Origin of the sequence: Paraburkholderia franconis, from assembly GCF_009362735.1 — a bacterium.
GTDB classification, from domain to species: Bacteria; Pseudomonadota; Gammaproteobacteria; order Burkholderiales; family Burkholderiaceae; genus Paraburkholderia; species Paraburkholderia franconis.
The window spans coordinates 94033-114063 of sequence record NZ_WHNP01000027.1 but is presented as its reverse complement, the minus strand read 5'-3'; the positions used below and the strand labels follow the sequence as shown (position 1 = coordinate 114063).

Annotated in this window: 16 protein-coding genes; 14 read left to right on the top strand and 2 right to left on the bottom strand. The window is 64.5% G+C overall.

Annotated elements, in window-relative coordinates:
- The first annotated feature begins 143 nt into the window (after positions 1–143).
- The 6 genes from hyfB to GCT13_RS26135 are packed head-to-tail and all read left to right on the top strand — an operon-like array spanning position 144 to position 7306.
- Positions 144–2153 (top strand): hydrogenase 4 subunit B, encoded by a 2010-nt coding sequence (gene hyfB, locus GCT13_RS26160; protein WP_152763058.1) that lies wholly within the window; start codon positions 144–146, stop codon positions 2151–2153.
- Positions 2150–3100, top strand: coding sequence for a respiratory chain complex I subunit 1 family protein (locus GCT13_RS26155; RefSeq protein ID WP_152763056.1), 951 nt, complete (start codon positions 2150–2152; stop codon positions 3098–3100). The genes hyfB and GCT13_RS26155 overlap by 4 nt, the downstream gene beginning before the upstream one ends.
- Positions 3101–3760 carry a formate hydrogenlyase gene (locus GCT13_RS26150; protein WP_087736440.1) on the top strand — a complete coding sequence of 220 codons (660 nt, stop codon included), beginning with the start codon at positions 3101–3103 and terminating at the stop codon, positions 3758–3760.
- Positions 3753–5213 carry a hydrogenase 4 subunit F gene (locus GCT13_RS26145; RefSeq protein ID WP_152763054.1) on the top strand — a complete coding sequence of 487 codons (1461 nt, stop codon included), beginning with the start codon at positions 3753–3755 and terminating at the stop codon, positions 5211–5213. Before GCT13_RS26150 ends, GCT13_RS26145 begins: the two co-directional genes overlap by 8 nt.
- A gap of 3 nt (positions 5214–5216) precedes the next feature.
- Positions 5217–6779, top strand: a complete 1563-nt coding sequence (locus GCT13_RS26140; RefSeq protein WP_152763052.1) for a hydrogenase large subunit — start codon at positions 5217–5219, stop codon at positions 6777–6779.
- Positions 6779–7306 carry an NADH-quinone oxidoreductase subunit B family protein gene (locus tag GCT13_RS26135; RefSeq protein WP_152763050.1) on the top strand — a complete coding sequence of 176 codons (528 nt, stop codon included), beginning with the start codon at positions 6779–6781 and terminating at the stop codon, positions 7304–7306. The genes GCT13_RS26140 and GCT13_RS26135 overlap by 1 nt, the downstream gene beginning before the upstream one ends.
- 44 nt (positions 7307–7350) lie before the next feature.
- Here GCT13_RS26135 and GCT13_RS26130 read toward each other — a convergent pair whose 3' ends face one another.
- Both GCT13_RS26130 and GCT13_RS49520 read right to left on the bottom strand, forming a co-directional pair.
- Entirely contained in the window at positions 7351–8340 is a 990-nt protein-coding gene (locus GCT13_RS26130; RefSeq protein ID WP_152763048.1) for a zinc-dependent alcohol dehydrogenase family protein, read from the bottom strand.
- Positions 8341–8466: 126 nt separating this feature from the next.
- Positions 8467–8979, bottom strand: coding sequence for a hypothetical protein (locus tag GCT13_RS49520; protein WP_227747014.1), 513 nt, complete (start codon positions 8977–8979; stop codon positions 8467–8469).
- 358 nt (positions 8980–9337) lie between these two features.
- Between GCT13_RS49520 and pdhA the strand changes: the two genes are divergently transcribed.
- The 8 genes from pdhA (at position 9338) to GCT13_RS26085 (ending at position 20009) form a co-directional block, all read left to right on the top strand.
- Entirely contained in the window at positions 9338–10474 is a 1137-nt protein-coding gene (gene pdhA, locus GCT13_RS26120; protein ID WP_152763046.1) for a pyruvate dehydrogenase (acetyl-transferring) E1 component subunit alpha, read from the top strand.
- On the top strand, positions 10467–11447 hold the full coding sequence (locus GCT13_RS26115) for an alpha-ketoacid dehydrogenase subunit beta (protein ID WP_152763044.1): 981 nt from the start codon (positions 10467–10469) through the stop codon (positions 11445–11447). Before pdhA ends, GCT13_RS26115 begins: the two co-directional genes overlap by 8 nt.
- A gap of 4 nt (positions 11448–11451) precedes the next feature.
- Positions 11452–12567, top strand: a complete 1116-nt coding sequence (locus GCT13_RS26110; protein WP_152763042.1) for a dihydrolipoamide acetyltransferase family protein — start codon at positions 11452–11454, stop codon at positions 12565–12567.
- Between the two features lie 79 nt (positions 12568–12646).
- Positions 12647–13237 carry a class I SAM-dependent methyltransferase gene (locus tag GCT13_RS26105; protein WP_321574627.1) on the top strand — a complete coding sequence of 197 codons (591 nt, stop codon included), beginning with the start codon at positions 12647–12649 and terminating at the stop codon, positions 13235–13237.
- Positions 13238–13671: 434 nt separating this feature from the next.
- A complete protein-coding gene (locus tag GCT13_RS26100) occupies positions 13672–15216 on the top strand; it encodes a trypsin-like peptidase domain-containing protein (RefSeq protein ID WP_321574626.1) in 1545 nt (514 codons plus the stop codon).
- A 229-nt stretch (positions 15217–15445) separates the two neighbouring features.
- On the top strand, positions 15446–16702 hold the full coding sequence (gene chrA, locus GCT13_RS26095; protein WP_152763040.1) for a chromate efflux transporter: 1257 nt from the start codon (positions 15446–15448) through the stop codon (positions 16700–16702).
- A gap of 152 nt (positions 16703–16854) precedes the next feature.
- Positions 16855–17889, top strand: coding sequence for a LuxR C-terminal-related transcriptional regulator (locus GCT13_RS26090; protein ID WP_152763038.1), 1035 nt, complete (start codon positions 16855–16857; stop codon positions 17887–17889).
- A gap of 398 nt (positions 17890–18287) precedes the next feature.
- Positions 18288–20009: an adenylate/guanylate cyclase domain-containing protein gene (locus GCT13_RS26085; protein ID WP_227747013.1), complete on the top strand. Its 1722-nt coding sequence runs from the start codon at positions 18288–18290 to the stop codon at positions 20007–20009.
- Positions 20010–20031: the final 22 nt, after the last annotated feature.

Below are 20031 nucleotides of genomic sequence, written 5' to 3'. Positions count from 1 at the left end.
GACAGCCTGTTCAAACGGAAGGACGCGAAGGAAAGCGCTCGCGCCCACGGTGCACTAAAGGCTGTGCGAGAACCGTCGATCGCCCGGCGTGGACCGGTGTCATCGCTGTCCGCCCCTAGGGGCACAAGAAGAAACGACACGCGATGGCTTCTCCCACCATCCTTCAGGCCGTGCTGCTCGTGATTGCGGGGTGGCTCGCCATCGCGGTTCTGGGGCTCGCCAGCCTGCGCCGCACGCGCGTCGTGGCACACGGGCTGTTTCCGGCTGGCGCGGCGTTCGGGGTCCTGTTGTGCGCGCTGGGACTTGCCGGCGTGTTTTTCGCTCCTCAGGAAACGGTCCTGCCGCTCGGGCTGCCCGGCCTGCCGTTTCATGTGCGGCTCGATGGCCTCTCCTCGTACTTCCTCGCCGTGCTCGGCATGGTCGGCGCCGGCGTCAGCGCGTTCTCCGCTGGCTATTTCCGCAAGGGCGAAGGCACGCCACCCGGTCTGCTCTGCTTTGAATATCACGTGTGCCTCGCGGGCCTCGCGCTCGTGCTCGTGGCCAACGATGCCTACTGCTTCATGGTTGCATGGGAAACGATGACGCTGGCGGCAACGTTTCTCGTGATGAGCAATCATCGCATCGACGAAATCCGCCGTGCCGGCTACCTGTACTTCCTGATCTCGCACGTCGGCGCGCTTGGTTTGCTGCTGTGTTTCGGCTTGCTGCAGGCGAATACGGGGGACTACACGTTTGCCGGCATGCGGCAGCAGCATCTGGACACATTCTGGGCCTCCATTGCGTTCGTTCTTGCGCTGTTCGGATTCGGCGCAAAAGCGGGCATCTTTCCGTTGCATGTCTGGTTGCCGGAGGCGCATCCAGCCGCGCCATCGCCCGTATCGGCATTGATGAGCGGCTTTGTCCTGAAGGCAGGGCTCTACGGCGTGTTGCGCACGGTGTTCGACCTGCTGCACGTGCAGATCGCGTGGTGGGGCGTGGTGCTGCTCGCGCTCGGGCTCTTCACGGCGCTGTTCGGCGTCGTGTTCAGCGCGATCCAGACCGACATGAAGAGGCTGCTCGCGTATTCGTCGATCGACAACATCGGTCTGATGTTCGTCAGCATGGGGCTGGCCATTCTTTTCCGTGCGTTCGACATGCCGGCGCTCGCGGCGCTGTCGCTGACCGCGCTGCTCTATCAGATCGCGAGCCACGCGGCCTTCAAGAGCCTGCTGTTCATCGCGACGGGCTCCGTCTTGCATGCAACGGGCGAACGCAATCTCGGACGCCTCGGCGGACTGATCCGCTTCATGCCATGGACCGCATGGGTCGCGTTGCTGGGCGCGCTCGCGAGCGCGGGGCTGCCGCCTTTGAGCGGATTCGTCTCCGAATGGCTGTTGCTGCAGAGCTTCCTGTTCACGCCGGAGCTGCCCAATTCGTTCCTGAACATGATCGTTCCACTCGTCGCGGCGCTGATCGCACTCGTTGCCGCACTTGCCGGCTACACGATGGTCAAGTTCTTCGGGATCATCTTTCTCGGACAGCCGCGCGAAGCAAAACTGAGTGAGGCCCACGACGCTAGCCCGTGGGAGCGGGCCGGCTTCGTGTGGCTCGCGGCGATGTGCGTGTTGCTCGGGCTGTTGCCGGTGCAGTTCGTTGCGGTGCTCGACCGGGTGACACACGCGATGATCGGAGCGGGGATCGGCCAGACGGTCGCCCGCAACGGCTGGCTGCTGCTCGCACCCGTCAATGTCGAACGCGCGAGCTACATGCCCGTCGCGTTTCTGCTGTTCCTCCTTGCGTTCTGCGCGCTTGTCTGGATTCTCGTGCGCCGCTTCTATCACGGGCGGTTGCGTCGCGCGATTCCGTGGGCATGCGGCCATCCGTTCGTGAACGCGCGCATGCAGGACACGGCCGAAGGCTTCGGACAGCCGATCCGCGAAATCTTTGCGCCGCTCTTCCGGATCGAACGGCAGTTGCCTTCGCCTTTCGATGCACGCCCCGTGTATCGCGTGGTCGTAACGGACCGCGCATGGGCGCTGATCTACCAGCCGATCGAACGCATCGTCGCGCGTATCGCGGCGGTGGCGGGGTTGCTTCAGACGGGCCGTATCGCCGTGTATCTGATGTACAGCTTCCTTGTGCTCATCGTCCTGCTGATCCTGGTGCGGCGATGATGACGCCCTCCGGACTGCTTTCGCAGATGCTCGAAATCGTGCTGGCGCTGGCGGCCGCGCCGTTGCTGTCCGGCTGGATCACCATGTGCCGCGCGTGGCTGCAGAACAAACGCGCGCCTTCCATCTGGCAACCGTACCGGACGCTGCACAAGCTGTTCAACAAGGAATCGGTTGTCGCACAGCATGCGAGTCCCGTGTTTCGCGGCGCGCCGTATGTGATCTGCGCATGCATGACGCTCGCGTGTGCGATCGTGCCGACGCTGTCGACGGAGTTGCCGCTGTCGCCTGCCGCCGATGCGATCGCGCTCGTCGGGCTTTTCGCACTGGCACGCGTCGCGATCTCACTGGCGGCGATGGATGTCGGCACGGCATTCGGCACGCTCGGCGCGCGCCGCGAAATGCTCGTCGGCTTTCTCGCCGAACCGGCCCTGCTGATGGTGCTGTTCTCCGCGTCGCTGATCACGCATTCCACATTGCTCACGCACATCGTCGGCACGTTGAGCCATCAAGAGCTTGCGATCTACCCGAGCCTCGCGTTCGCGGGCATTGCGTTCACGATGGTGTCGCTCGCAGAGAACGCACGATTGCCCGTCGACAATCCGACGACGCACCTCGAGCTGACGATGATCCACGAGGCGTTGATCCTCGAGTATTCGGGCCGGCATCTCGCGCTGATGGAGTTGGCCGCGAGTCTGAAGCTGTTTGCCTATTCGTGCATCGGGCTTGCGCTCTTCGTGCCGTGGGGCATTGCCGAGGCCGGCAATCCCGTTGCGCTGCTGCTCGCAATTCCCGCGCTGTTCGTCAAGCTGCTGATCGGCGGCGCCGCGCTTGCGGTCGTGGAGACCACGAACGCGAAGATGCGCATCTTCCGTGTGCCGGAGTTTCTCGCCACAGCGTTCCTGCTCGCTGTGATCGGCATGCTTGTGCATTTTCTGCTGGGGGCGTGAATGCACGGTCTCGCGACGCAGATCATCAACCTGCTGGCCGCCGTTCTGCTGATGGTGTCGTTCGCAATGCTGAGCCAGCGGCGAATCCTCTCGCTGATCCACCTCTACACGCTCCAGGGCATCGCGCTCGTTTCGGCGAACCTCGTGCTCGGCTTCGTCACGGACGACGTTCACCTCTACATTTCCGGGCTGCTGACGCTCGTGCTCAAGGTCGGCGTGATTCCGTGGATTCTCTACCGGCTGGTGCAGCGCCTCAACGTGAAAACGGATGTCGAGACGCTGCTCAACATCCCGACGACGCTGCTGATCGGCATCGTGCTCGTGATCGTCGCGTTCAACGTCGCGACGCCGATCAGCCAGCTCGCGTCGTCCGTTGCGCGCGGCACGCTCGGCATCGCGCTCGCGTGCGTGCTGCTGTCGTTCATGATGATGATCACGCGCTCAAAGGCGATACCGCAGGTGATCGGCTTTCTTTCGATGGAGAACGGCCTGTTCTTCGCGGCCGCGGCAGCGACCAACGGCATGCCGATGATCGTCGAGCTCGGCATCGGGCTCGATGTGCTGGTCGGCATCCTGATTCTCGGTGTCTTCATGTTCCAGATTCGCGAGCAGTTCGACAGCCTCGACATCCATCACCTGGAAAAGCTCAAAGATGACTGACGCCTGGGTTCTGCTGCTCGTATTCGCGATTCCATTGTGCGCGGGAGCCTGTCTCGCGCTCGTTGGGCAGCATGCCGTGGCGCCGGAGCTGAACGTCGGATTCAGCTTCCTGACTTTCATCGCCGCGATGGTGCTCGCAGAGCAAACGGTCGCGCACGGGCCCGCGTTTGCGCTCGGCAAGCTCTTCTTCGTCGATCCGCTCAACGTCTTTCTCGTTGCATTGACGGCATTCGTCGGGTGGACGACGTCGATCTTCTCGCGACCGTACATGCGGATCGAACAGAGCCGCGGCAAGATGACGGGCGCGCGCATGCGCCTTTATCACAGCATGTATCAGCTGTTCGTGTTCGCGATGCTGCTGGCGCTGCTGACCAACAACGTCGGCATCCTCTGGGTCGCGATGGAAGCCGCGACGCTCGCCACCGTGCTGCTCGTCAGCGTCTATCGCACGGCGGCGAGTCTCGAAGCGGCGTGGAAGTACTTCATCCTGTGCGGCGTCGGCATTGCACAGGCGCTGTTTGGCACGATCCTGCTCTATCTGGCAGCGAGCCGGCATCTGAGCGGTGGCGACGCATTGCTGTGGAGCAGCCTGAACGCAGTCAAGGGCCAACTCGACCCGACGATCATGTCGCTGGCGTTCGTGTTCCTGCTGATCGGCTACGGCACGAAAGTCGGCCTCGTGCCGATGCACAACTGGCTGCCCGACGCGCACGCCGAAGGTCCCACGCCGATTTCCGCCGTGCTCTCCGGGCTGCTGCTCAACGTCGCGCTGTATGCGGTGCTCCGCTGCAAGGTGCTCGCCGACGGCGCTCTGCAAAACGGTCTGCCGGGCCGGCTGCTGATCGGATTCGGACTGGTGTCGGTGCTGGTCGCGACGTTTTCGCTGCTGCGTCAGAAAGACGTCAAGCGCCTGTTCTCGTATTCGTCGATCGAGCACATGGGCCTGATGACATTCGCGTTCGGGCTCGGCGGTCCTACCGCAACCTTCGCGGCTCTGCTGCATATGACGGTCCATTCGCTCGTCAAGTCCGCAATTTTTTTCACTGTCGGGCACGCGGCGCAGAAGGCGCGCACGCAGGTGATCGACGATATTCGCGGACTGTTGCGTGTGAGCCCGACGGTCGGATGGGGCATGATGCTCGGCGCGCTCGCGATCCTCGGCATGCCGCCGTTCGGCGTGTTCGCAAGCGAGTTCCTGATTCTGACGACGGCAATCAGCGAACTGCCGTGGGCGACACCGTTTCTGCTTCTCGCGCTTGCCGTGGCGTTCGCGATCATTTTCGCGCGCGTGCAGCACATGGTGTTCGGCAAGACCACGGCGACGGCGCTCGAGCATCCGCCGGCGCTGCTGCCCGTATTCGTTCACCTGGGCCTGGGTTTGATGCTCGGGCTTTACATTCCGCCTTACCTTGCGACGTGGTATCGGCAGGCGGCGGCGATGCTCGCGGGGTGATGCATGCGAATCGACGCACTCGGGCTTTCTGATGTCGTGCGGCTGTCGGTGTTCACCGGCAAGGCGTCGGCCTTTCTGGCACAAGTCGATTCCGCGACGTGGGTTCGCGTTGCCGGCACGGTTAGGGAACATGGCGGGCGCATGATTTCGCTGTGGGGTAAGGAAGCGGCGACGGGCGCGTTCGTCGTTTCGGCTGCCTATGCGATGGAAGATGGTCTGCTGTGGGCGCAATTGCCCGTCGCGCGAGACGACGACGGAGACGCCGGCTATCCGGACCTGTCCAGCATCTTTCCGTGTGCATCGCGGATGCAGCGCACGATCTACGATCTGCTCGGCGTGCGCGCGACGGGAGCCGCCGATACGCGGCCCTGGCTGAATCATGGCAACTGGCCCGCCGATTACTTTCCGCTTCAGAAGCTGTCGTCCGGAACCGAGCGCTTCGAGTCGCAAGAAGCGGACTATGCGTTCGTGCCCGTCGCCGGCGACGGCGTTCACGAGATAGCGGTTGGGCCGATTCACGCGGGCACTATCGAGCCGGGGCACTTTCGCTTTTCGGTCGTCGGAGAGAAGGTGCTGCGGCTGGAGGAGCGGCTGGGCTACGCGCACCGGGGCATCGAGCGGCTGTTCGAGCAGACGCCCGCGCTGCTCGGCCAGCGCGTCGCTGCGCGCATTGCCGGTGACACGACGGTTGCCTTTTCGTGGGCGTATTGCATGGCCGTCGAACGCGCGTGGAACGTCTTCGTTCCGCCGCGTGCGCAGTGGCTCAGAGCGCTATTGCTCGAACGTGAGCGCGTCGCCAATCACCTGGGCGATCTGGGAGCGCTCGGCAACGATGCGGGATTCGCATTCGGCCTCGCGCAGTTTTCCCGGATGAAGGAAGACTGGCTGCGCCTGAACGATCGGGTATTCGGTCATCGCTATCTGATGGATCAGATAGTGCCGGGAGGTGTCGCGCGTGACGTGGCTGCGGATTTCATCGCGGCCCTCGCGGACCAATGCGAACGGATCGAAGCCGAAGTCCGCGTGATGCAGCGCATCTACGACGACCAGTCGGGCTTGCAGGACCGCTTTGCGGGCGCAGGCAGGCTCGCCGCAAACGTTGCGACGCATTTCAGCGTGTGTGGCCTCGCGGCACGGGCGAGCGGGCTGAAAATCGATGTGCGCGCCGATCATCCGTATGCGCCGTATCACGAAGTCGAGGCGCAAGTCGTCACCGACAACCGGTGCGACGTGGCCGCGCGCGTCGCCGTGCGGTTCAACGAGGTCTACGAGTCGCTGCGGTTGATTTGCGCGTTTCTCGACGGCCTGCCCGATGGCGACATTGCAGAATCAATCGACGCTGGCCAGCCGCCGTCTTGCGGCGTGGGCTGGGTCGAAGGCTGGCGCGGCGATGTGTTCGTCGCGATCGAGACGGGCGAAAACGGGACGATCTCGCGCTGTCATTGCCACGATCCATCATGGCAGAACTGGCCGGCGCTGGAGCACGCGATCATCGGCAACATCGTTCCCGATTTCCCGTTGATCAACAAGTCGTTCAATCTGAACTACGCGGGACACGATCTCTAATGTGGCAACTTCTCAAGCAGATCGCGCGGACTGACATTCCGTCCCAGCGCATTCCCACCGACAACGACGCGTGGAGAACCGAGCATCAGCAACTGCACGCGGAGATTCTCGACGTGCTTGGCCGCGCGCTGTGCATTCGCCAGATCGACGCGGGCTCGTGCAATGGATGCGAACTCGAAATCCACGCGCTGAACAATCCGTACTACAACATCGAGGGTCTCGGCATCAAATTCGTCGCGAGTCCGCGGCATGCTGACATGCTGCTGGTCACGGGGCCGCTCTCGCTGAACATGAAGGAGGCCGTGCGCCGCGCGTGGGAGGCCACGCCCCATCCGAAGCTGGTGGTTGCCGCCGGCGATTGTGCGTGCACGGGCGGCATCTTCGGCGGCAGTTACGCGGTATGCGGGCCGCTGTCGAATCTTCTTCCCGTGGATGTCACCGTACCGGGCTGTCCGCCGCCGCCCGTGGAACTGCTTCGAGGCATTCTTACCGCGCTTCGTGCGACAAGGGACAAGTCCGCACCGTAGGCGGCGCATTGTCCGTGTTCCCGGCCGCAATCAGTCTTTGCTTTTCACTGACGCACGATCAGCACAGCCGCGCCTGAGACGCGGCCGCTGCGCAGATCGTCGAGCGCGCGGTTTGCTTCGGCGAGCGGGTAGCGCGTGACTTCGATATCGAGCTGCGTTTCGCCGGCGATTTTCATGAACGCTGCGCCATCGGCTCGCGTCAGATTTGCCACCGACACCACGCGGCGCTCGCCCCACAGGAACGCATAGGGGAACGCGGGGATGTCGCTCATGTGGATGCCTCCGCACACCACGATGCCGCCCTTGACGACGGTCTTCAGCGCGACCGGCACGAGCGCGCCGACGGGCGCGAAGATCAACGCGGCGTCGAGCGGATCGGGCGCGGTTTCGTCGCTGCCGCCTGCCCAAACGGCGCCGAGTCTGCGTGCGAGTTGTTGTGCGGTGGTGTCGCCGGGGCGCGTGAACGCGTACACGCTGCGGCCCTGATGACGCGCGACCTGCGCGACGATATGCGCTGCCGCGCCGAATCCGTAGATGCCGACGCGCTGCGCTTCGCCCGCCATGCTGAGAGTCCGGTAGCCGATGAGCCCCGCGCAAAGCAGCGGCGCGGCCTGCGCGTCGTCGTAGTTCGCGGGCAGGTGCAGGCAGTAGCGGCTATCGGCGACGACCTGCTCGGCGTAACCGCCGTCGATCGTGTAGCCGGTAAAGGCGGGCGCATCGCAGAGGTTTTCACGGCCGCCCGTGCAGTACGGACAGACGCCGCATGTCTTGCCGAGCCACGGCACGCCGACGCGATCGCCGATTTCGAACGCGGTCACATCCGCGCCACGCGCCGCGACTCTGCCGACGATTTCATGACCCGGAATTACGGGACGCTTCGGCTCGCTCAACTCGCCATCGACGACATGCAGATCGGTTCTGCACACGCCGCACGCGTGAACGTCGATCAGCAGTTCGCCTGCCGCGGGCGCGCGGTCAGGCAGATCGCGTTCTGCGAGTTGCGGACTCGAACCGTCGAAAACCATGGCGCGCATGATCAATCCTCCTCGCACGGAGCGAGCGATGGCCGCTACCGATTGAATCGCGCAACCGCGTCATGCGGCCCGTCGATTCACATGTGCAAGATGAATGTTAGCGCGCTGTGGCGGCGTGCGTTTGCGTCAACGCGTACCAGAGGCCGCATTGTCATCCGGCAGCCGTTTTTCGCGCGCTTGCGCCGCGTGCCCCGGCGCGGCGACGGAGGCGAGCCACGGTTGCCACGCGCGCATCCACATCGCCCACATCGAAACAGGAGACATGAGCGGAGACATCAGCGAAAAGAGGCTGGGTTGCAAGAACCATTGCGCGGCCGCTTCGACGGTCGGCACGGCCGTGATGTGAATCGCGATGCTTTCCGCTCCCAGATCGGGCAATTTGCGTCGTGTGATTTCCACGTCGACGGTCGGCAAATGGGCGGTCAGTTTCGTTTCCATGCTCAACCTCGCATTGATCGGTGAGGCCGCGAGTGCGGGTGTTTTTCGGCGGATAGCTACATGCTCGATCATCAGTTTATCGAAGGCTTTGCGGACTGTCCTCCCATCGATTCCTCTTCGTTCATATGCAACAGTGCTGCATGAAAAATGGAACCGTGCATAAAGAGATTTGCAATCCGAAATTACGATCGTTCTATTCATTGTCACCATGCGCGGCGATGAACATCGCACCACGAAAAATGAAAGAGACTGCACGGCTCGCACAACCTAAAGCGCGCGCAACCTAAAGGTAAAGCGCGCCGATGTCGCGGATTTGTCGGAAGTAGCTGCGCGTGTCAAAGCCGGCGGTTATTGCATTGCGACAACGGCCGCGCGCCCCTGCGCCCGCGTTACGTGTAAATCGACAAAAAGTTCGCACCTTATGCCCGCTTCGGTTGTCAAAGGAGAGGGCTGTCAGGCGTCGCGTCCTCGGCAGCCGGGCACGCCCGCGCCAACCGGCACAGGATGTGCACGTGAGCTCCTGCACGCATTCAGATCTGAACGAACAAGGAGGGCGGTCATGACCACGACTGCCAGTTTTCACATCGGGTATACGCAATACCTCGGCCGCGACGGCGAGCCCGTGCAGCCCTTGCCGGCCTTCGCGCGGGAACCGGCGGCGCTGATCCCGCTCTATCGCGCGATGGTGCTGACGCGTGCCTTCGATACCAAAGCGGTTGCGCTGCAGCGCACCGGCAAGCTCGGGACGTTCGCTTCGTCGGTGGGGCAAGAGGCGATCGGCGTCGGCGTCGCGAGCGCGATGCACGCCGACGACGTCCTGTTTCCTTCCTACCGCGATCACGCTGCGCAATTGCTGCGCGGCGTCACGATGACGGAAAGCCTGCTTTACTGGGGCGGCGACGAGCGCGGCAGCGATTTCAGCGGACCCCGTCTCGACTTTCCGAACTGCGTGCCCATCGGCACGCAGGTGTGTCATGCAGCGGGCGCGGCGTACGCGTTCAAGCTGCGCGGCGAGCCGCGCGTGGCCGTCGCGATCTTCGGCGACGGCAGCACGTCGAAAGGCGACTTCTACGAAGCGATGAACATGGCAGGCGTCTGGCAGGCGCCGCTCGTGCTCGTCATCAACAACAACCAGTGGGCGATCTCGGTGCCGCGCAGCATGCAGAGCGCGTCGCAGACGCTCGCGCAGAAAGCGATAGCGGCGGGCATCGACGGCTTGCAGGTCGACGGCAACGACGTGATCGCGATGCGTCAGGTCGTGCATGCGGCGCTTGAGAAAGCGCGGCGCGGCGACGGCCCGACGCTGATCGAAGCGCTCAGCTATCGCCTCGGCGATCACACGACAGCCGACGACGCCACCCGTTATCGCGACTCCGAAGTCATACGCCAGCAATGGGCGCATGAGCCGCTCTTGCGTCTGCGCACGTATCTGATGCGGATGAACGTGTGGGACAAGGCGCAGGACGAAGCGCTCGGCAAGGCCTGTCATGCGCAAGTCGAAGAGGCTGTCGAAGCGTATCTCGCCGTGCCGCCGCCCGATGTGTCCGCGATGTTCGATCACCTGTACGAGAGCCTGCCTCACGCATTGCGCGAGCAGCTCGAAGCCGCACAGCGCTTCGCGCCCGTTGCGGCGAATGGGCAGGCGAATGGCCGGGTAAATGGGCAAAGCAACGGTCAGGAGAACGGTCATGGCTGATCTCAACATGATCGATGCGCTCAATCAGGCGCTCGCCTACGAACTCGAACACGATCCCGCCGTCGTGCTGCTCGGCGAAGATATCGGCGTGAACGGCGGCGTGTTTCGCGCGACGGCCGGCTTGCAGGCGCGCTTCGGCGCGCAGCGCGTGCTCGATACGCCGCTCGCCGAAGCGGGCATTGCGGGCACGGCCATCGGCATGGCGGCGATGGGGCTCAGGCCCGTCGCGGAGATCCAGTTCAGCGGCTTCCTCTATCCGACGATCGATCACGTGCTGAATCACGCATCGCGCCTGCGGCACCGCACGCGCGGACGCCTCGCGTGTCCGCTCGTGATCCGCGCGCCGTGCGGCGCAGGCATCCACGCGCCCGAGCATCACTCCGAAAGCCCCGAGGCGCTGTTCGCGCACATTCCGGGCTTGCGCGTCGTGACGCCGTCGTCGCCGGCGCGCGCGTACGGCCTGTTGCTCGCGGCGATCCGCGATCCCGACCCGGTGATCTTCTTCGAGCCGACGCGCCTCTATCGTCTTTACCGGCAAACGGTCGAAGACACGGGCGAAGCGCTGCCGCTCGACACCTGCTTCACGCTGCGCGACGGCTCCGATGTCACGCTCGTCAGCTGGGGCGGCGCGGTGCAGGACGCGCAGGCCGCCGCCGATCTGCTCGCGCAGGAAGGCGTGATGGCCGAGGTGATCGACGTCGCGACGCTCAAGCCGATCGACATGAACACGATTCTCACATCGGTCGCGAAGACGGGCCGCTGCGTGATCGTGCACGAGGGTTCGCGCACGGGCGGCATCGGCGCGGAGATCGCCGCGAACATCGCGGAGCGCGGGCTTTACTCGCTGCTCGCGCCCGTGCAGCGCGTGACCGGCTACGACGTCGTCGTGCCGCTGTACCGGCTCGAGAATCAATACATGCCCGGCGTCGCGCGCATCGTCGCGGCCGTCCGGCAGGCTCTGGAGGCGTCGTGAGGCCATGAAGATCTTCAAACTGCCCGACCTGGGCGAAGGCTTGCAGGAAGCGGAAATCGTCGAGTGGCACGTGAAGAGCGGCGATGAAGTCCGCGCGGATCAACCGTTGCTGTCGGTCGAGACGGCGAAGGCGATCGTCGATATTCCGTCGCCGCAATCCGGCCGCATCGCGAAGCTGTTCGGACAGACGGGCGATATCGTGCATCTCGGCGCGCCGCTCGTCGCGTTTGAAGGCGAGGGCGAGGACGCCGCCGACGCGGGCACCGTGGTCGGCCACGTGGAGGTCGGCCAGCATGTCGTGCAGGAGGCGCCCGCGCCGCTCACGTCGGGTGTGGGCGCAGGCGGCGTGATCAAGGCGATTCCGGCCGCGCGCGCGCTCGCGCGCAAGCTGGACGTCGATCTGTCGATGGTGACGCCGTCGGGGCCCGAAGGCGTCATCACGGCGGCGGACGTGCAGCGCGTCGCGAAGATACTCGGCGAGCTCGGGCCGCCCGAAGTGCTGCGTGGCGTGCGACGCGCGATGGCGCACAACATGGCGCGCGCGCAGAGCGAAGTGGCCGCGGCGACCGTGATCGACGACGCCGACATCCACGCGTGGCCGCCGCACACCGACGTGACGATCCGGCTGATCCGCGCGCTGGTCGCGGGCTGCCGCGTGGAGCCGGGTTTGAACGCATGGTTCGACGGCCATACGGGGCGGCGTCACGTGCTGGAGAAGATCGATCTCGGCATCGCCGTCGATCTGCCCGATGGACTCTTCGTCCCCGTGCTGCGCAATGTCGCGCATCGCGACGCCGCCGATCTGCGCGGCGGGCTCGACCGGATGCGCGCCGACATTCGCGCGCGCAAGATTCCGCCCGAAGAGATGCGCGGCAACACGATCACGCTGTCGAACTTCGGGATGATCGCGGGCAAATACGCGGCGCCCGTGGTCGTGCCGCCGACCGTCGCGATACTCGGCGCGGGGCGCATCCACGAGCAGGTCGTCGCGGCGGAGGGCGTGCCCGCCGTGCACCGCATCCTGCCGCTCAGCCTCACGTTCGATCATCGCGTGGTCACGGGCGGCGAGGCGGCGCGCTTTCTCGCGGCCACCATTGCGGACTTGCAAAGCGCGCAATAGCGGTCCGCCGCAAATGTCGAAGCGCTGGCAGGCGCGTGCTTGCCAGCGCTTTTTTTTTGGCTTAACCAGAGGAGCAGACGTGAGCTTTTTCAGGTGTGTCCTGCTGCGAACGTTCGGCCGCCCGCAAGGCGTGCTGGGACGAATCGGCGGCAAGATCATGGCGAACATGAACGCAGCGTGCGCGGCGTGGGCGATCGATCTGCTCGACGTCCGCGCAAGCGACCGCGTGATCGAGATCGGCTTCGGACCGGGCGTCGGCATTCGGCTTCTCGCGCAGAAGGCGACGGCGGGCAAGATCGCGGGCGTCGATCCGTCGCCGGAGATGCTCGCGCAGGCCGCCGCGCGCAACGCGCAAGCGATCGCGCGCGGACAGGTCGATCTGCGCCAGGGCTCGGCCGGGCGCCTCCCCTTCGACGACGACACATTCGACAAGGCGCTCGCAATCAACTCGATGCAGGTCTGGCCCGACGCGGCTGCGGGTCTTGCCGAACTGCGGCGCGTGATGAGGCCGGGCGCAACGCTCGCGCTCGCCTTCACCGTCCATTCGGGTCAACAGCAAAACGGCCTTCTCGAACGCGTCACGGGCGCCGGTTTCGCCGACGCAAAACTGACACAGAAGGACGGCGATGCGTTCTGCGTGATCGCGAGCAAGCGTGATCAGAAGCCGTGACGGCTTGGCATTCAACGCACCTGAAATGATGGGCGTACCGGCAGCCGTGCATTCGCCGCACGCCAGGATTTGTACTCGCTGCAATTTGCCCGGCGCTTCCCTATAAATAACTCAGGACGAACGCTGCGATCTTCACAACGGACGAAGCCGTTGAGAATGCGCGTGCGAGCGAATCGTTCGCGTCCCTGATTGTCCATCGCGGGCAAACATGCAGCTGAATCTCACGTCGGCTTCGATCCGCCGAAAAACGCATAACGGGTCGATCTCATCCATACGCGCTCGCGCATGGAGCGCCTGGCTCTATCCGTCGCGCCGGCTGACGGGGCTCCTTTTCTTTTCGACTTCATCGGTGTGCTGCGTCACACTCGCTCGCCGCCGCGCGCGAAATAATTTCTTCACAGTGCCAGGCATAACGACCGCCATGGAGGTGCGCTGTGTTTCACTCGACCGTATCCCGCACCGGGTTTTACATCGCCGTGACGACGGCATGTCTTGCCGGTTATCCGTGCACCGACGCATTCGCGGCGACCGCGTCTCCCGCCGCCGCGTCCGCGTCCGCATCCGCGTCGGCCGTCACGCCAATGAAAGAGAAGCGGTCCGCACCGGCGAACACGTCCATCGACTTTCCGATGATCGTCGAGCGTTATGGGCCGGCTGTCGTGAACATCCGCGCGGTGGTGCAGGACAAGACGCCGGCGGGCGCGGTGCCCGCTTCGGCTTCCGCGCCGGCTTCGGGGCCTGGCTCCGAAGCGATCGACGGCGACGATCCTCTCTTCGCGTTCTTCAAGCAGGCCATGCCCCATTCGCAGGACGGCCAGAGTAGTTCGCCGCGCGCGATCTCGGGTGTCGGCTCGGGTTTTATCGTGAGCCCAAACGGCCTCATTCTGACGACGGCGCACGTCGTCGATCAGTCGGATGACGTGACCGTTCGTCTGACCGACCGGCGCGAGTTCAAGGCCAAGGTGGTGGCCGTCGATACGCAGAGCGACGTCGCCTTGATCCAGATCGACGCGACGAAGCTGCCGACTGTCAAGCTCGGCGACTCGACGCGCGTGCGAGTCGGCGAGCAGGTGCTGACGATCGGCTCGCCCGACAGCTACCAGAACACGGTGACGGCGGGCATCGTCAGCGCGACCTCGCGCACGCTCGCCGATGGCAGCACGTTTCCGTTCTTCCAGACCGACGTTTCGTTGAACCCCGACAATTCGGGTGGCCCCGTGTTCAACCGCGCGGGCGAAGTGGTCGGCATCGACGTGCAGGTGTACGGCGATGGAGAACGCTCCCAGAGCCTGACGTTCGCAATCCCGATCAATATGGCGAACAAGGTGCGCGCGCAGTTGCAAAGCCAGGACAAGAACGCGCGCGGCAGCCTGGGCATCCAGGTGCAGGATGTCGATCCGGGGCTGGCGGGCGCATTCGGCCTGCCGCGCGCGGCGGGCGCGCTCGTGATCGCCGTCGAGCCCGGCAGTCCGGCGGCGGCGAGCAATCTCAAGCCCGGCGACGTGATCGTAAAGCTCGCCGACAAGCCCGTCGAACACGCAGCCGATTTCGCCGCGCAGGACGCGGCGCTGCCATCGGGAACGAAAGTCCCGTTGACGCTCATTCGCAATCGCAAGCAGATGACGGTGATGGTCGGCGTCGGCGCATCGGCGCAACAGCCGGATGCAGCCGGGGGCACGGACGTGAGCACGAGCATGAGCGGTGCAGGTCCGCTGGATCGTCTTGGCCTCACGATGCATCCCCTCACGGATGACGAGCGGCGCACCACGGGCCTCGCCGAAGGCCTGATGGTCGACGACGTGTCGGGGACGGCGGGCAGCGCCGGCATCAAGCCCGGCGATGTCGTGCTGTCGCTGAACGGCACGCTGGTCGCATCGCAGGATGAACTCGCGTCGCTCGCGTCGAAGGCGGGCAAGAAGGCCGCGTTGCTGATCCAGCGCAATCACGCGCGCAGCTTCGTGACCGTCGATCTCAAGTGAAGCGCGAAGCAGGGCGGGCGATCGGCACACGATGCCCGCTCTGCACGCCGGTTTCAGGCGCGAGACCCGGCGCGCTGTGTCCCGTTCATCTCACTGCCGACGCACTCACGCAAGTTGGATAACACCTCGCGCTCGCGGTTTGCGTTAGAGTGATGCGCGCATCGCCGTGCATATCAACGCGCATCGGCGCAATCCGCAAATCCGGACTTCACGCCTGTTGGCGACCTTTATGGAAAGTGAAAGCACGTCGCGTCAGCAGACGCGCGCAGGCAACGCATTCGAAGTGCTATGGGTGTTCCTGCAAATGGGCTGCACCTGCTTCGGCGGGCCGATTGCGCACCTCGGATATTTCCGCCGCGAGTTCGTCGAGCGCCGCCGCTGGCTCGACGATACGACATACACCGATCTCATCGCGCTATGCCAGTTCCTGCCCGGACCGGCCAGCAGCCAGGTCGGTTTTTCGATTGGCTTGCTGCGCGCGGGATGGTGGGGCGGGCTCGCGGCGTGGCTGGGCTTCACGCTGCCTTCGGCGGTCTTGCTGACCGGTTACGCGAGCCTTGCGCGACTGCTCGACAACACGCTCGGCAAGGGACTCGTTCACGGGTTGAAGCTCGTCGCCGTGGCCGTCGTCGCGCAAGCGATCTGGGACATGGCGCGCCGCCTGTGTCCCGACCGGGCGCGCGCGGCCATCGCGCTCGCCGCGCTCGCGCTGCTGAGCGTGCTCGATACGGTGTACGCGCAGCTCATCGTGATCGGCGGTGGCGCGTTGCTCGGCACTGTCGTGTCGCGAATGTCGCCGGCATCGTCGTCTTCCGCTGCACCGGTTGCAAGCAACGCGTCCGCCGATGCGCGCGCATTCGCGTTGCCGCGCGCCGCAAGCGGCATTGCGCTCGTGCTGTTCTGCGTGCTGCTCGCAGGCTTGCCCGCACTGGAAGCGCTTCTGCCTGCCACGTGGACGATCAGGGTCTTCGACGTGTTCTATCGTTCGGGGGCGCTCGTGTTCGGCGGCGGCCATGTTGTGCTGCCGCTGCTTCAACAGGCGACGGTCGCAAGCGGATGGATTTCTGCGAATGATTTTCTTGCGGGCTACGGCGCGGCGCAGGCCGTTCCGGGTCCGCTCTTCACGTTCGCGTCGTACCTCGGCTGGATGATGAGCCCGTCATCCGCTCACTGGCTCGGCGCACTCTGCGCAACCGTCGGCATCTTTCTGCCGGGACTGCTGCTCGTCATCGCCGTGCTGCCGCACTGGCAGGCGCTGAGAACGCGTCCGTCCGTTGCTGCATTGCTTGCGGGCGCGAATGCCGCCGTCGTCGGTCTGCTTGCGAGCGCGTTTTATGCGCCCGTGTGGACGAGCGCGGTATTGTCGGCAACCGATTTCGCCGTCGCAGTCGTGTCGCTGTTGCTGCTCACGCGCTGGAATGTGCGGCCTTTGTTCGTCGTGCTGTTGTGCGCAGGTGCTGGAATCGTCGAGACGTTCGTGCGTTGAAGCACTGAAACCCAATCGGCAGCGAGACGCATCGCCTATAACGGTTAGCGATGCGCACGCTTTCATCTCGCCACGACACTATATTCATACGATAAAGATGGCCGCAAGCTGCGCGTAGGGATTCTGGACCATCCGGAAGGCACTTCACGCGCATGCTGATTCTTTTCATCGCTCCCGCAGGTCTGTTTCGCGATGGCGTCGCGCGTCTGCTCGGCGACCTGGCCGAGTGCGTCGAAGTGAAATGCGCGGACTTCGCCTCGAACGTACTCGACGATGAACGGCTCGCCGATCTCGTCGTGCTCGACGGCGACAGCGTGCCCGACGCGCTCAGCGTGGCCAACGCGTCGCAGCGGCTGCAGACAGGACTACCCGTGCTCGTGCTGCTGACGGCCGTCGATCCGCAGACCGTCGAGGAATTCGTCGCGGCGGGCGTCGCGGGCCATCTCGACAAATCGGAATCGGGCGAGGCGCTGCTGGATGCGCTGCGTCTTCTGCTCGCGGGCAGCCGTTATCCTGCGTCGACGCCGCTCGTGCCGGATGAAGCAGCGCTGCCCGCATCTGCGAACGATGTGCGCGCATCCGAAGCGCTCGCCGACGAAATCAAAGAGCACGTGCTGACGCCGCGCCAGATCCAGGTGCTCGCGCTGGCGGCGCGCGGCGAAACGAACAAGTCGATCGCGAAGCAGCTGAACATCACGGAGGGCACCGTCAAGGTGCATCTGTACACCGTGTACAAGGCGCTGAAGGTCGGCAGCCGCGGGCAGGCGAGCGTAGCGGCTGCGCGGCTGCGGCAGATCGGCGATGCGCAGTTGCATCGCGCGCTCGACGGCCAGCTTTCCGTCGGCAGGCTGCTCGCATTCACGACGCCCACGCGCTTCAAGTCCGGCGAAGTGCTCTTTCACAAGAACGATCCCAGCGATGCGCTGTACTACGTCGTGCGCGGCACCGTGAGTCTCGCGGAGATCAATATCGAAGTGGGACGCGGCGCGATACTCGGCGAGATCGGACTCTTCTCGCCGGACCGACGGCGCACCTGCACCGCGCGCTGCATCACCGATTGCGAACTGCTGATGGTATCGGCCACCGACGCGATGCGCCTCTACTACCAGGACCCCGAGTTCGCGACGTATCTGATCCACCTGATCACGCGGCGACTCGAAGCGGACACGCTGCGCTCGAAAAACTAGTTTCGTTTGCAGCGGTTTATTTACATACGCGATACCAATCGCTGCGCCCCGTTTCCCGCCCTTGCATGACGCAAGTGCTCTGGAAGAAAAAAGCCCGTTTTAAACGGTGCTTTTTGATCTATAACACATAGCAATCGCACGTCGATCCGAGGTGCCGGGCGTATTCCACAGCGCCCGGCAAGACAGGCGAACCATCCGTTTGTTCGATCAACTCTGCGCAGCGCCGCATGGCGCGTGTGCCGCAATTGCATTGCGAGACATTCGCAGAACTGCCTCATCGCCAGGAAACGGATCGTGAGCCGGCAGCAGGTGCTCTTTAAAAAGGCTTGAAGAAAGTGATCACAGATTCTTCCTGCCCATCCGACGGATTGGCGCGCGTCGTCCGCACGGTTCTGTTCATGGACCTCGTGGAATCGTGCCGGCTGATCCAGGACAACGAAGTGGAAGCAGCGGGACGGTGGCGCAAGTTCAAGGCGCACATCGAGAACGACATCGTACCCGCGCATCGCGGACGTCTGATCAGAACGGAAGGCGACGGACTGATGGTCACGTTCGTCGAACTGCGCGATGGACTCATGGCGACCTTCGAGATCCAGCACGCGTCGGGCGAAGCCAACACGGGGCTGCCGCCGCAGCAGCACATGTTGTTGCGCATGTGCCTGCACGTCACCGAGCTTTACGAAGACGAGCGCGACGTATATGGCCGTGGCGTGAATCTCGCCGCGCGGCTCTATACGCTCGCGGGGCCCGGAGAGATCGTCGTTTCGGCGCAGGTGCGGGACCAGCTGACACCCGATCTCGATGCCGACATCGAAGATCTGGGCGAATGCCACGTCAAGCATTTCGATCAGCCCGTGCGCGCGTATCGGATCGGCCCGCCTGGTCCGCGTCCCGTGATCGAGCGGGGGACCGCGTTCCTGCCCGAGCTGCGCCCCACGATCGCCGTGATTCCTTTCGTGTCGCGCGGCGGCGAGGCGGGGCAACAGGTGCTCGGCGAAGTGATGGCGGACGAGATCATCTCGTCGCTGTCGCGCACGGCCGAGCTGCAAGTCATCTCGCGTCTGTCGACGACGGCGTTTCGCGAGCGCGACGCGACGCTCGACGAAATCAGCGCGTTTCTCGGCGCGCGTTACGTGCTGTCGGGCGCGTATCGGACGTCGGGCGATCAGGTCGTGCTGGTCGCCGAACTCGCGGAAGCGAAGTCGCGCCACATTCTGTGGACGGCGAGCATCAAAGGCCGCGCGACGCACGTCATGCTCGGCGAAGACGAAATGATCGATCGCATCGTCGCCGAAACGAGCGGCGCGATCATCGACCGCGAGTTGCAGCGCGCGCGCTCGCAGGCGCTGCCGACGCTCGAAAGCTCGACGCTGCTGATGAGCGCGATCGTGCTGATGCATCGCGGTGTCTCGCATGACTTCAACCGCGCGCGCGACATGCTCGAAGCGCTGATCGAGCGCGCGCGCAGACAGGCCTTGCCGCATGCGTGGCTCGGAAAATGGCACGTACTGCGTTTCAATCGCGGCTGGACCAACGATCGCGCTGCCGAAGCGCAGGCCGCGCTTGGCTGCACGCGCCGCGCACTCGACGCCGATCCCGAATGCTCGCTCGCGATGACGATCGACGGCTTCGTGCATACGAACCTCCTCAAGCAGCTCGACGTCGGACAGCAGCGCTACGAAAGCGCGCTCGCGGTCAATCCCAACGATTCGCTTGCGTGGCTGCTCAAAGGCACGCTGCTCGCATTCGAAGGAGAAGGCGATGATGCCGTCGACGCGACCGAGCGCGCGTTGCGCCTGTCGCCGCTCGATCCATTGCGCTACTTCTACGAATCACTGGGCGCGACGGCGGCGCTGTCGGCCGGGCGCTATGAGCGCGCCGTCGAGCTCGCGCAGCGCTCGTTACGCGTGAATCGCACCCATACATCGACGTTGCGCGCGCTGGCGATCGCGCAATCGCTGCTCGGCGATGTTTATGCCGCGAGGCTGACGCTCAACGAAGTGCTCGCCATCGAGCCGACGCTGACGGTCACGAGCTATCTCGAACGCTCGCCGAGCGGCGCGTATAAGACCGGGAAGATATGGTCGGAAGCATTGCGGCAGGCAGGCTTGCCTGCGTAGAAGAAGGTTTGAATGCGGTGCA

What these genes read in the sequence shown, in the direction of transcription:
- hyfB (WP_152763058.1), top strand. Translation starts at nt 144, where the DNA reads ATGGCTTCTCCCACCATCCTTCAGGCCGTGCTGCTCGTGATTGCGGGG.
- GCT13_RS26155 (WP_152763056.1), top strand. Translation starts at nt 2,150, where the DNA reads ATGATGACGCCCTCCGGACTGCTTTCGCAGATGCTCGAAATCGTGCTG.
- GCT13_RS26150 (WP_087736440.1), top strand. Translation starts at nt 3,101, where the DNA reads ATGCACGGTCTCGCGACGCAGATCATCAACCTGCTGGCCGCCGTTCTG.
- GCT13_RS26145 (WP_152763054.1), top strand. Translation starts at nt 3,753, where the DNA reads ATGACTGACGCCTGGGTTCTGCTGCTCGTATTCGCGATTCCATTGTGC.
- GCT13_RS26140 (WP_152763052.1), top strand. Translation starts at nt 5,217, where the DNA reads ATGCGAATCGACGCACTCGGGCTTTCTGATGTCGTGCGGCTGTCGGTG.
- GCT13_RS26135 (WP_152763050.1), top strand. Translation starts at nt 6,779, where the DNA reads ATGTGGCAACTTCTCAAGCAGATCGCGCGGACTGACATTCCGTCCCAG.
- GCT13_RS26130 (WP_152763048.1), bottom strand. Translation starts at nt 8,340, where the DNA reads ATGCGCGCCATGGTTTTCGACGGTTCGAGTCCGCAACTCGCAGAACGC.
- GCT13_RS49520 (WP_227747014.1), bottom strand. Translation starts at nt 8,979, where the DNA reads ATGAATAGAACGATCGTAATTTCGGATTGCAAATCTCTTTATGCACGG.
- pdhA (WP_152763046.1), top strand. Translation starts at nt 9,338, where the DNA reads ATGACCACGACTGCCAGTTTTCACATCGGGTATACGCAATACCTCGGC.
- GCT13_RS26115 (WP_152763044.1), top strand. Translation starts at nt 10,467, where the DNA reads ATGGCTGATCTCAACATGATCGATGCGCTCAATCAGGCGCTCGCCTAC.
- GCT13_RS26110 (WP_152763042.1), top strand. Translation starts at nt 11,452, where the DNA reads ATGAAGATCTTCAAACTGCCCGACCTGGGCGAAGGCTTGCAGGAAGCG.
- chrA (WP_152763040.1), top strand. Translation starts at nt 15,446, where the DNA reads ATGGAAAGTGAAAGCACGTCGCGTCAGCAGACGCGCGCAGGCAACGCA.
- GCT13_RS26090 (WP_152763038.1), top strand. Translation starts at nt 16,855, where the DNA reads ATGCTGATTCTTTTCATCGCTCCCGCAGGTCTGTTTCGCGATGGCGTC.
- GCT13_RS26085 (WP_227747013.1), top strand. Translation starts at nt 18,288, where the DNA reads ATGGACCTCGTGGAATCGTGCCGGCTGATCCAGGACAACGAAGTGGAA.